8 protein-coding genes are annotated in these 11,679 nt (G+C 69.4%); 4 read left to right on the top strand and 4 right to left on the bottom strand.

What is annotated here, in order from left to right; genetic code table 11:
• Nucleotides 1-285 precede the first annotated feature (285 nt).
• Entirely contained in the window at nt 286-1,143 is an 858-nt protein-coding gene (locus G3I56_RS09610) for a calcium-binding protein (protein ID WP_164408458.1), read from the top strand.
• Between the two features lie 130 nt (nt 1,144-1,273).
• Here G3I56_RS09610 and G3I56_RS09605 read toward each other — a convergent pair whose 3' ends face one another.
• The 3 genes from G3I56_RS09605 to G3I56_RS09595 all read right to left on the bottom strand — a co-directional run bounded on the left by G3I56_RS09605 (nt 1,274) and on the right by G3I56_RS09595 (nt 5,408).
• Nucleotides 1,274-1,540, bottom strand: a complete 267-nt coding sequence (locus G3I56_RS09605) for a hypothetical protein (protein ID WP_239134786.1) — start codon at nt 1,538-1,540, stop codon at nt 1,274-1,276.
• A gap of 238 nt (nt 1,541-1,778) precedes the next feature.
• Nucleotides 1,779-3,608 carry a lysyl oxidase family protein gene (locus G3I56_RS09600; protein WP_164408457.1) on the bottom strand — a complete coding sequence of 610 codons (1,830 nt, stop codon included), beginning with the start codon at nt 3,606-3,608 and terminating at the stop codon, nt 1,779-1,781.
• 165 nt (nt 3,609-3,773) lie between these two features.
• Nucleotides 3,774-5,408, bottom strand: coding sequence for a sigma-70 family RNA polymerase sigma factor (locus G3I56_RS09595; RefSeq protein ID WP_164408456.1), 1,635 nt, complete (start codon nt 5,406-5,408; stop codon nt 3,774-3,776).
• Nucleotides 5,409-5,613: 205 nt separating this feature from the next.
• Between G3I56_RS09595 and G3I56_RS09590 the strand changes: the two genes are divergently transcribed.
• Nucleotides 5,614-6,027, top strand: a complete 414-nt coding sequence (locus G3I56_RS09590; protein ID WP_164408455.1) for an SsgA family sporulation/cell division regulator — start codon at nt 5,614-5,616, stop codon at nt 6,025-6,027.
• Between the two features lie 504 nt (nt 6,028-6,531).
• Here the strand turns inward: G3I56_RS09590 and G3I56_RS09585 are convergent.
• Nucleotides 6,532-7,491, bottom strand: coding sequence for an ABC transporter substrate-binding protein (locus G3I56_RS09585; RefSeq protein ID WP_164408454.1), 960 nt, complete (start codon nt 7,489-7,491; stop codon nt 6,532-6,534).
• Between the two features lie 408 nt (nt 7,492-7,899).
• On the opposite strand from G3I56_RS09585, the gene G3I56_RS09580 reads away from it, so the two are divergent.
• Both G3I56_RS09580 and G3I56_RS09575 read left to right on the top strand, forming a co-directional pair.
• Nucleotides 7,900-11,151 carry an ATP-binding protein gene (locus G3I56_RS09580; protein ID WP_164408453.1) on the top strand — a complete coding sequence of 1,084 codons (3,252 nt, stop codon included), beginning with the start codon at nt 7,900-7,902 and terminating at the stop codon, nt 11,149-11,151.
• Complete coding sequence (locus G3I56_RS09575; RefSeq protein ID WP_164408452.1) at nt 11,148-11,624, top strand: roadblock/LC7 domain-containing protein; 477 nt, start codon at nt 11,148-11,150, stop codon at nt 11,622-11,624. Before G3I56_RS09580 ends, G3I56_RS09575 begins: the two co-directional genes overlap by 4 nt.
• Nucleotides 11,625-11,679: the final 55 nt, after the last annotated feature.

Here is an 11,679-nt window from a genome sequence, read left to right as displayed (position 1 = left end):
GCGGTTGGATCAGGTGGAACAGCTGCCGGACCGGACTGGAAAGCGCTTTCTCTCGGAAGTTAGAGGGATGGTCCTGGACGCGTCAATAGTCGCGTACTTGATCGTTGTTCACATGGGTGGACGACTGAGGGACTTCGGTCGCTCCGCCTGCCCGAATGCTTGGCCGTCGGCTTGGGTGGGTCTTTACAACCCGGGGCGCACTTCGGTCGTCTCACATGGCGTCACCGAGTTCTGAACACATTCGGAACCGCCTCAAGTGCCCATGTGACCCTGGAGGTTACGCGCATGCCCTCTTCCCCCACCGGCCGTCGTAAGACACGCTTCGCATCGGCACTGACTCTCACGCTCGCCCTCGGCGCCGGACTGGCGGCCGTTCCGCTCGCACTGGCCGGTACGGCCGGTGCCGCGACGCCGTCCGCCAAGGCCGAAGTCAGCTCCAACGACCGGGAGTTCGCCTACACGGCCGCCGCCGGTCAGATCAACAAGGCGACCGTCACCGAGTCCAAGGCCAACGCCACGGACATCACCTTCGTGATCGACGACGTCGTTCCGATCAGTGCCGGACGCGGGTGCGTCTACCCCAGCGCCGCCGACCACACGAAGGTCGCGTGCACCGTCGTCACCGAGGAAAGCCAGAGCCCGTACCAGATCATGCGGATGAACCTCGGCGACGGCAATGACGTGGTCGACTTCACCAACAAGAGCAACGAGACCTACCTCACCACTGCGTTCATCCTCGGCGCGGGCAAGGACAAGCTGACCGGCCGGGGCGACATCGCCGGCAACTTCGTGGACGGTGGGGCAGGCGACGACACCATCAGCGCGGGTAACTCGTTCGTGGCCGGCGGTGACGGCAACGACACCCTCACCTCCTCCAACGGGATCGCGCAGGGCGGCAAAGGCAACGACGTGATCCGCGGCACCGCGGGGGCCGAGGACCTGAGCGGTGACGACGGCAACGACACGATCTACGGCGGCGCCGGCAACGACCACATTCTCGGCGGCAAGGGCAACGACGTCCTGTACGGCAACGCCGGCGTCGACTACATCTGGGGCAACAGCGGCAACGACAAGCTGTACGGCGGCGCCGGCAGGGACGTCCTCTCGGGTGGCCCGGGCACGAACGTCGTACGCCAGGACTGAAGTTCGTAGCACGTCACAGGGCTGAGTCGGCCCGGTGCGCACACGCCAGAGGCCCCGGATCTCCGGGGCCTCTGGTGTCGGGGCCGGCCTGGTCGGACGTACTCACGCACGCACGCACGCACGCACAGGATCAAGCCGCGGCCTCGGCCAGGCGGTGGAAGGCCTGCGTGGTGCGGGGGTGGGCGATCTCGTCCAGGAGGTGGCGCCAGTCCGGATCCGGATCCGGCCCCAGGTCCACGACGCCGACGGCCGGCACGGAGGTGGATACGGCGGCCGAGTGTGCCTGGTCCCAGGCCGTGAGCAGCGGGGTGAGGTCGCTGTCGGCGGGGGCGTCGATCCGGGTGTCCGTCAGGGTGGCCGTGGGGGTGCTCGGCTTCGAGGTCGGCAGGGCGTTCATGGGAGATCCTTCCGGGCCGGGGCGGTGAACCGTTGGATTCGTCCCGGATCTCCGGGCTTCTGGCCTCGGTCTTCGGGCTTCGGGCTTCGGTTCGTCGGGGTCAACGATGCCGTTGCCCGGGTGCCCGAACCATGGAGCGGCCTACCGGATCGGTGGTGTAGGTGGCCGCACCTCCGAGGGGGCTGTTCTCCCCCATATTCCCCTCGGAGGTGCGGCGCGCGCGGCCGGAACCGGTCGGTTACTTCACGTTGATCAGGTCGTGCGGCGGTACCGTCACCGTCCGCGCGCCCTCGGTGCCGCCGAGGATCACCTTGCGCAGGGCGACGTTGTTGTTGAGGTTGGTCTCCTGGAGGCGCTTCTCCGGGTTGGCGATGACCTGGATGTAGTAAGTGCCGTTCGGGAGGCCGGTGACGTCGAAGGACTGGCCCGGGCGGTACTGGGTGTACGTGTCGCCGGAGCCGACGTCCAGCACCTCACGCACCGAGAGCGAGTTCTTCTCGCCGCACGCGGTCGACAGGTCGGTGTTGTACGGGTGCCAGTTGGCGTTCTTCACCGTCTGGTCGATCGCGTCGGTGTTGGCCAGACAGAACGCCTCCTTGCCGCTGCGCACTTCCTTGGTCTTGTCGGCGCTCAGGAGGCGGTAGCTCGCGAAGTCCGTGAAGTGCCAGTGCTCGTGGCCGATCCGCGGGTCCCACTCCATCGTGCCGGTGGGTGTGTACCCGACCTGCTTGCCCTTCGCGTCGTAGAAGTACTGGTAGGCGTCCATCAGGCCCTTGCCCGGCTTGCGGAAGCCGTCCACGACGAGCGGGGCCGGGCCCGCGTTCCAGACGTTCGCGCTGAACGCCAGGTAGTCCTTGCCTGCTACGTCCCCGTCCTCGCCGTCCGTGATGGCGATGTCCCACGCCGGCAGTGAACGCAGGTCAGGCTTGGGCACGTTGGCCGGAATGCCGGCCCTGCTCGTGGGCCGCTGGGCGGCGGCTTTCAGCGGGGGCGCGACGCGCGAACCGTCATTGTGGCCCGGACCGTCGCCCAGGTGGTGTGCCGTACCCAGGTCGACGAGCGCGTTGGGGAAGGCCGGGATGGTGGGCATGTCCGCGCCGCGCGGACCGTAGTGGTGCGAGGCGAGCGGGGCGGAGGACTGGGCCCCGTGAGCGGCATGGGCCCCGTGAGCTCCATGTCCTCCTCCGTGCGCACCTCCGTGTGCTGCTCCTTGGTGGGCGGAGGACCGTGCGGCCAGGCCTACGCCGCCGCCTCCACCACCGCCTCCTTCGCCGCTCCCCTTCTGTACCGTCACCTTGATGGTCCGCTGGTCGTTCGGGATGCCGAACAGGTCGCGGTAGGTCTTCCCGACCGACACCTTGGCCGTGTACTCACCCACCGGCAGATCCACCGGCTTCGTGTCGTCGATCGAGGTGACGTTGGTGGCCCAGCCCTTCTCCACGCCCCACACCCCGCCCAGCGTGAACGGGTTGGCGGAGCAGCCCTCCGGGAAGTGCGAGGTCGCCGGGGCGTCCGGGCGGATACGTCCGGACGCGTTGTTCGGGCAGAACGTGCCCTTGCTCTTGGCGACTTCCTGCCCGGCCGTGTTCCTGAACGACACCTCCAGGAAGCCCGGCAGACCCGCGAAGTCGTTCACCGTCCCGGGAGGCAGTCTCTTCGCCGTTGCCTTGCCGTCCTTGCGGGTGATCTGCTCGGCGACCACCGGGTCCTTGTAGGACTTCCGGGTCACCTTCAACTCGAGCGGTACGTCGTCCACGGTGACGTACGTCGCGAGGTCCAGGTAGACGCCGGGTTCCCCCTCCCAGCGTTCGGCCGTCACGGAGTCCGTCGCGGCCAGGAGCCTGATCTTCGGCTTCGTGGGCGCCGCGCTCGAGGCCGTCCCTGCCCCGGGCGCCGCTCCGGCCACCGACACGACGACGGCCAGGGCGGCCCCCACGGCGAGCGCCGAGTGCTTTACGCGGTTGTTGTTGCGCCGACTGTCGCTGTTGCTGGTGTTGTTGTTGTTGTTGGTGGTGGTGGTGGTGCTGTGCTGCTGAGTGGTCATCGGTTCCTCGTCTGCCAGTGCCATGGTCAAGTGGCATCGGACTGGACACAGCCCACGACCGGCCGACATACCTACGGACGCACCCCAACGCATCCAGGCCGGACCTGTGAGCAACCTGTGAGACAAGGGAAGCTGTGCCCAGGTTGCTCGGCGAGGAAAAATTCAACCGAAAGCGGTCCGATCGGCCGCTCAGCAGCCTCCGGGGTCAGGAACCGGGGGCTCCTCAACAGGCGTGGGATCCACGGGAGTTGGGGTGACCGGAGCCGGATCTGCAGCCGGGGCCGGCTCTGTCACCGGGGCCGGGTCTGGTTCCGGGACAGGAACGGGGGCGGGATCCACGGGAGTTGGAGCGACGGGGTACGGGTCCGGATCCGGGACGGGAACAGGCTCGGAAACCGGCGGTTCCGGCGTCTCCACCACTGGAGGTTCCACGACCGGGGGTTCCACCACTGGAGGCTCCACCGCCGGAGACACCGGCGGCTCCACCACTGGAGGTTCCACCACCGGTGGCTCCACAACTGGCGGTGCCGGAGCCACAGGCGCCTCAGGTACACCAGGAACCTCAGGAACCTCGGGTGTCTCCGGAGGCGCAGGCTCGACCGGCGCGCCGGGAGCAGTCACAGGCGCCACAGCCGCACCCCCGTCCCCACCCGTGCCAACACCGGTGCCGCTCCCCCGAGTCACCGTGACCACCGAAGCGACCCGTATCTCAACGGGCACCCGCTCGGGCGCAGCCACCGGACCCGCCTTCAGCGGCACAGGCGCCGTCACCGGTACGTCCGCCACCGGCGCCGGCGCCGGTGCCACCGGCTTGCCGGCCAGCGGGACCCGGGACCGTTCCTGCAACTGCACCTGCGGAGAGGTGAGCGCGATGGTGATCGCGACGGCCGCTGCCGCCGCCCCCGTGCTCAGCGCGAGCGCCTTGGGCATCCTCGCGCCACCGACCACGGCATGGCGCACCGCTTGTACCGCGTGCAGCACGCCCCCACCACCGTGCCCGGCCGCAGCGGCCGACGTCACGGTCGACGCACCGACGGACGACGCCGCGAACGACAGCAGGTACTTCCCCGTGCCGCCCACCAGAAGCACCAGCAGGGCCGGGCCGACGAGCGCGGGCAGGCGGTCGTTCGTGCGCATCAGCAAAGCGAGTCGGTGGCGACAGTCGTCGCAGGTGTCCGCGTGGGCGAGGATCTGGTCGGACTGGCGGCGGGTCGCGGTGCCGCGTACGTACGCGGGCATGCGGACCCAGTACGGCTCGCACGCCGTGTTGTCCGGGACGCCGGGCTGCTCGCGCAGGAAGGCCTGGCGCATGCCCTCACGGGCGCGGTGGAGGAGTACCGCGGTGGCGCCCTCCTTGGTGCCGGTGCCGATCTGGGGTCCGATCGCCGCCAGGGGCTGGCCCTCCGCCTCCGCGAGCCACAGCGCCTTGACCCAGCGGTCGGGGAGTTGGCCCAGTACCCGTACCAACAGGTCGACCGAGGAGACCTGTTCGGCGGGGTCGTCCACGTGACGGCCCTGGGAGACGACCCGTTCCCCGCGTTCAGGCCTGTCCTGCGGATCCAGCGGGGTCTCGCGCGCCGAGCTGCTGCCCACGCTTGCCGCCAGGTGCCGGACCGTCGTCATCAGGTACGCGGGCACGTTGTCGATCTCGTGCCCTGCGGACAGGCGTCGCCACACACGGAAGTGCGCCTCGGCGACCAGGTCCTCCGCGGCCCAACTGCTCTTGGTGAGCGAACGTGCGTACGCGACGAGACGCGGTTGCTGCTCCTCGTAGATACGGGCGTACGCGTCGGTCGCGGTGGCAGTGGCGGTGTTGTCAATCATGGGCAGGAACGCTCCAGTTACCTGCAGATGGGGCATTGGGGATGAGTTTGTAAGGCTAGATGACAAAAATCTCAAGTAATTACAGAAGGTGACGCACGTCACATGGGGTAGCTCCGATATCGGCGTAATGCCGGGGCACTGCCGGAGGTCGAGAAGGCAACTCGGCACAACTGGCCCAACGCCCCACCCGGACGGGAAGACGATCATGTACAGAACCCTGGAGCAGTCCGCACGCGCCCGCCTGATAACCCCCGGTTACCAGGAACTTCCGCTCGCCGTCACCCTGCGCTACGACTCCGCCGACCCGCTCGCCGTCCACATCGACTTCCCCGTCGACGTCTCGGTCGACGGCGAGGGAGTGACGTGGACCTTCTCCCGGACGCTGCTGGGAGAGGGGCTGGACAACCCGGCGGGGATCGGCGAGGTCCACCTGTGGCCGTGCGGACCGACGCGCACGGTCGTGGAACTCCACTCGCCGCACGGGCTTGCCGTGGTCCGGTTCCGTACGGCACAGCTTCAGCGGTTCCTCCATCGCTCGTACAGCGTTGTCGCGCCGGGCATGGAGGATCTGGGACCGATGGTCGAACAAGGGCTCGCCCTGCTGCTCGGCGGGGTCTGAACTCCGTACAGGCCGCACAGGCCGCCCGGCACTCAGTTCGCGTGCAGCGGCCCTACAGCCTCCTCCTCAGGAATGCTCGGCGCATGTCCGGCATGACTGACACCCCCAAAGCCGTGGCTGCCCATTGCCGTGGCCGCCAGTGCCGTGGCCCCCGAAGGTGTGGGCCCCTGGCCGCAGCTCCAGAAGGCGCCGTTCGCGTCCTGATCGTCGACGACGAGCCGGCGCTCACCGAGTTGCAGACCGTGGCCGCGCCTCGCATGCCGTCGTGCCGGACGGGCTCCAGGTCCTGCGCAAGCTGCGGCAGGAGCACGCCGGATTGCCCGCGCCAATGCTCATACTCACCGCTCGGGACACCCTCGAACACCGCACCGACGGCCGGTCGGCGGGCGCGGACGACTACGCCCCCGAGCCCTTCTCCGTCATGGCGAGAGCCGCACCCGTGAGTACAGGTGCGGCCCTCGTGATTCCGTACTTCCGTGATTCCGTGGTCCCCGACCCGGAACGTCAGCCCAGGCCGGCCGACTTCAGCCAGGCCTTGGCGACGTCCAGCGGGTCCTTGCTCTCCAACTGCACCTGGGAGTCCAGTTCGAGCAGGGCCTTCGTGTCGAGCTTGGCGGAGACGGCGTTGAGCGCGTCGATGCCCTCCTGGGAGAGCCCGCTCTTGTAGACCAGAGGGGTCACGTTCGCGAATCCGAAGAGGTTCTTCGGGTCCAGGAGAACGACGAACTTCTCCTTGGTGATGGTCGGGTCCGTGGTGAAGATGTCCGCGGCCTGCACGGTGTTCTTCTTCAGCGCCGCCTGGGTCAGCGGGCCGCCCGCGTCGAGGGCCTTGAAGGACTTGAACTTCAGTCCGTACACCGACTCCAGGCCGACCATGCCCTGCTGGCGGGTCTGGAACTCGGGCGAACCGCCGAGGACCAGGTCCGGCGCGACGGTCTTGAGGTCGGCGAGGGTCGAGGTCGCGGTGAGGTTGTACTGCTTCGCGGTCGCCGCGTTGACCGTGACGGAGTCCTTGTCCTCGGCCGGCGACGACTCCAGCAGCGTGAGCTTGGAGTCGAGCTTGGCCTTCGCGGCGGCGTTCACGCTCGCGAGCGAGGTCTGTGCGGCCTTCGCGTCCAGGTAGGCCAGCAGCGAGCCGTTGTACTCCGGCAGAACGGTGATGGAACCGTTCTTGAGCAGGCCGTAAGTGGTCTCGCGGCTGCCTATGTTGGGCTTGTACGTCACCTTGATGCCCTTGGCCTTCAGGGCCTCGCCGTAGATGTCGGCGAGCAGGATGCTTTCGGCGAAGTTGTTGGAGCCGACGACCACGGTGTCACCGGCCGCCTTGTCGCCGGCGAGCGGGTCGGACTTGTCGTCGGACGAGGAGGAGCATCCCGCCAGCAGGAATGTCACCGCCGCGAGGGCGACGGCCGTCGCACCTGGGTGGTTCCTGAGGGACCTGCTGCTGTGGGCGTTGATTGTCACGGTTCCCGTTCCGGGCTGGGGGAGTTGATGAGAGCTCAGACGCTTTGGTCTGATCCAATCCAGCCGCTTCTTGATCAGTCAAGAGAAACCGGGTTACCGATTGACGTCTTTCCGTGATCGCTCGCGCATGGATCGGGAGATCACCTGTGTACTCCCAGGAAGGCCCCCAAGTGGCCCCCGTATGCCGCTTCGTAATGGATTCTTGACTTAGGGCCACACGCCCGCCCGTTCGAAGACGGGATAGTCTCGCCGGAGTTGGCGTCCGCCACAGCAGTCGGCGGGGGCCACAGCGGTGTGCGGGGGACGCTTCCGTATGGTTCGTATCGTTCGATTCGGACATGTGCGTGCAGAAGTCGGCACGCATGAGCCCCCCTTGCATGCCTGCAACACCTTCTTGAAGGAGGCCCGGTGTCCACGAAAGAGGTGGACGCGACCGCCCGGTCGGCATCGACGCCAACGCGTCGGGGCCTGCGGGGCTTCGCCGACCGATGGCCCTTCCAGCGCAAACTGAACGTACTCGTCGGTATCCCGCTGACGGTGATCGCGCTGCTGCTGACGTACCTCATCGTCGACCTGGTGCAGGAGTCCAACCGCGCGGAGGACGCCGCCCAACTGGTTCGCGCCAGCGCCCAAGTGGCCCGACTGGTCGCCGAACTGCAGGCCGAACACCAGCAGGCGCTCCTGCTCTCGGTGCGCTACGAAGCGGCGTTCGACGCCGGCACCCCGTCCACCGCCACCTACCGGCAGGCGCAGTCGGCCGTGGACACCCAGGTGCGGATTGTCGTCGACGCCTTCGGCGACCGGCTGCCGGACACCGAGGTGCAGGCCCTCAAGGACGTCCAGGCACTGTCCAGTCTGCGGACCACCATCGAGCAGGGCTATCTGCCCGCCACCAACATCGACCCGGCGTACTCGGGTGCGGCCGACGGACTCATCGACGGCCTGGGCCTGGACCGCAACTCCGACCTCGCGACCACCTTCACCGGTAACCTCCTCGACTCGCTGCTGCGCGCCGGCACCGCCCACGGCGCCTACGAGACCGGCGTCTTCTCCGCGGGGACCCGCGACAGCAACGCGCTCATCGAGTTCACCGGAGCGGTCGGCTCCTACGAGCTGTTCACCTACCAGGCCGAGCGGTTCGCCCGGTTCGCCGACGAGGCGCAGACCGACGAGTTCGGCGGCATCGAGCACAACTCCTGGCAGGCCGCCATCAGCCGGCAGTACGCCGAACTGGCCGTGGACCCCAGCGCGTTGCAGGCCGAGTCCAAGAGCGCGATCCGGGCGGCGCTGCGGACGGCCATCATCTCCTACCCCAACTACCGCGCGCAGTCCGGGACCCGGCTGGACATCTCCACCTCGCTCATCGACCAGATCGCCGACCGCGCCGAGGACACCGCCACCAGCGCCAAGTGGCGCGCGGCCCTGCTGCTGAGCCTCGCGCTGCTCGGCTTCGCCCTGTGGATCGCCTTCTCCATCCTGGTCCGCCGCTCCGTGGTCCGCCCGGTGCTGGCGCTGACGGGAGCCGCCCAGGAGGTCGCCGACGTGGCGGGCCGCGAGCTCGCCCGCGTCGCCGACGACGACGCCGAGGAGTCCGGCTCCCCCCGGCTGCGTCAGCTGCCGGTCACCGCGGACGACGAGATCGGCCAGCTCGCCAAGGCGTTCAACAACGTGCAGACCACCGCCGCCGCGCTGCTCGAACGCCAGGTGCTCAGCCGGCGCAACGTCGCCGAGATGTTCGGCAACGTCGGTCGCCGCGTCAGTAACCTGACGACCCGTCAGCTCGCGCTGATCGACGCGGTCGAGCGCGGCGAGACCGACCCGGCGCTGCTCGAACGCCTCTACTCCATCGACCACATCGCGGTCCGTCTGCGGCGCAACGCCGACAGCCTGATGCTGCTGGCCGGCATCCGCGAGACCGTGCTCGGCTCCGGGCCGACCGCGCTCACCAACGTCGTACGTGCCGCGCTGGGCCAGATCGAGGGCTTCCAGCGGGTACGGCTGCGGGCCGCGACCGAGGCCATGGTGGAGCCCGACATCATCGGTGACCTGACCCTGATGATCGCCGAACTCCTCGAGAACGCCGTGTCGTTCTCGCCCGAGGACAGCCCCGTCGAGGTGGTCGTCGGCTCCGACCACGACAGCGCGTCGATCACCGTCGCGGACCACGGCCTGGGCATGAGCGCCGAGCGCCTCGCCGAGGAGAACTCCCGCCTCGTGCGCCGCGAACGCCTCGACGTCGTCCCGACGAAGGTGCTCGGCCTGTTCGTGGTCGGTGCGCTGGCGCGGCGCTGGGACGTCGACGTCACCCTGTCCCGTACGCCGGGCGGGGGAGTGACGGCCGAGGTGATGATCCCGTCGACGCTGCTCCTGACGATGAGCGAGCTGGAGCCCGCGGGCCGGCTCGCCTCCCGCGACGCGCCTCCCCCGCCCGCCGCGCTCACCGCTCCGTCGGCCCCCGCGGCCGGCCCCTCCCCGTCGTCATCGATCCCGTCCACGGTCCCGTCCTGGGCCACGCACGACGACGACACGACCGTCCTCCCCCGCCGGGTCCCCCGCCGCGACGCGTCCCCCGCCGAACGGGAGACCGAGGTCCCGCTGCCCTCGGCGTCCCTCGCCGAGGACCCGACGGACCTGGCACGCGACACCGCCACGACCACGGCAGGTGCCTCCACCGGCACCGACGCGGCCGGCCTCGCCGTCCTGACGGGCGATACCGGTTCCGGCAGCCGTACGGCCGCGACCGGCTCCCCCGGCCACTCGGCCGAACCCGGTCTCCCCTCCCGTACGACGAGGTCCACGCCCCTCGGTCTCCCCACCCGGTCCGGATCTCTGGCCGCCAACGCCACGGCCGAGCACGGCAGTTCAGGCTCCCTGTCGGCCTCCGCGCCCCGCGTCGACCTGCCCGAGCCCGCCTCCGGCATCCACCCTGACGGGACCGCGATCCCGGTGCCCAGCACCGCCGAGCCGACGCTCCACACCCGCGCGGAAGACGGACCCGGGGCCTACTCCCGTACGGCGGAGCACATCCCCCCCACCGCCACGACGGAACCGTCGCCGGACGCCTACCCGGCGGCTGGGTCTCGGCCCGCCGCCCGTACGACGGAGCAGTCGCCGCACGCCTACCCGGCCGGCCCCGAGAGCGGCCTCGCCCGTGCGGCAGGCGGACCCGGTGACTCCGTCCGCGGGACGGAGCAGGGCGCCGGCGACCACGGTGCCGCACCGGCCCCGGTCGGCCGTTCTGCCGGTCCCCTCTCCGCGCAGGCCGCGGCCGACCCGTTCGCCGTCGGTCCCGACGGTTCCCGTCCGCTTCGGCGACGGGTGCGCGGGGCGACACTACGGACGCCCGCCGACGCCGGTGCCCAGCAGGCCGCACGGCAGGCCGCACGCCCCGCCGACGCGGACGCCGTACGCGATTCGCTGGAGGAGTTCGAGGCGGCCGTGGCCCGCGCGCACCGCGACACCGGCGAACACCCCCGCCCCACCGAAGACCGGGCCGCTCGTCGCGACGACGGCCGGCACAACCACCGTCCCGACCAGCGTCCCGACGTTTCGCCCGACCGGACAGAGTCGTCCGACCCGTCCACCGACCAGATCACCGTCGGGGACACCCCGCACCACCAGAACCACCAGAACCACCTTCCGGAAGGAGCCGAGCAGTGAGCATGTCGACAGGTGAGACTCCCGCCGGAGACTCCAGGCCGAGCGATCTGCGGGCCGCCGCAGACGACTTCACCTGGCTGCTAAACCGTTTCGCCACCGAGACCGCAGGGGTCGTGGACGCCATCGCGGTGTCCTCCGACGGCCTGTTGATCGCCGTGTCGGCGCTGCGCGAGCACGCCGACTCCGAGCGGCTGGCCGCGATCGTCTCGGGCATCACCAGCCTGGCCGCCGGTGCCTCCGGCAACTACGGCCTGGGCGGCCTGAACAAGGTCATCATCGATCTGGAGGGCGGCCATGTCCTGGTCTCCGCGATCGGCAGCGGCGCCGTGCTCGGCGTGGTCACCGGCAAGGAGGCCAAGTTGGGCAACATCGCCTACGAGATGACGGTGTTCGCCAACCGCGCCGGCACCGCCCTCAGTCCGCAGCTCGTCCTGGAGCTGAAGAACACCGTCGGTGCCACGCGTCTGCACTGAGCGCTTAGCACCGTAGCAAGCCGTGGAAAGCAGTAGAGAGACCGTTGAGAGACCG

This window comes from Streptomyces sp. SID12488, from assembly GCF_010548275.1.
Lineage (GTDB): Bacteria > Actinomycetota > Actinomycetes > Streptomycetales > Streptomycetaceae > Streptomyces.
This window is presented reverse-complemented; position numbering and strand designations above follow the sequence as displayed.

Bases quoted from the DNA above. Each gene is read 5' to 3' on its own strand.
- G3I56_RS09610 (WP_164408458.1), top strand. From the start codon at position 286: ATGCCCTCTTCCCCCACCGGCCGTCGTAAGACACGCTTCGCATCGGCA.
- G3I56_RS09605 (WP_239134786.1), bottom strand. From the start codon at position 1,540: ATGAACGCCCTGCCGACCTCGAAGCCGAGCACCCCCACGGCCACCCTG.
- G3I56_RS09600 (WP_164408457.1), bottom strand. From the start codon at position 3,608: ATGGCACTGGCAGACGAGGAACCGATGACCACTCAGCAGCACAGCACC.
- G3I56_RS09595 (WP_164408456.1), bottom strand. From the start codon at position 5,408: ATGATTGACAACACCGCCACTGCCACCGCGACCGACGCGTACGCCCGT.
- G3I56_RS09590 (WP_164408455.1), top strand. From the start codon at position 5,614: ATGTACAGAACCCTGGAGCAGTCCGCACGCGCCCGCCTGATAACCCCC.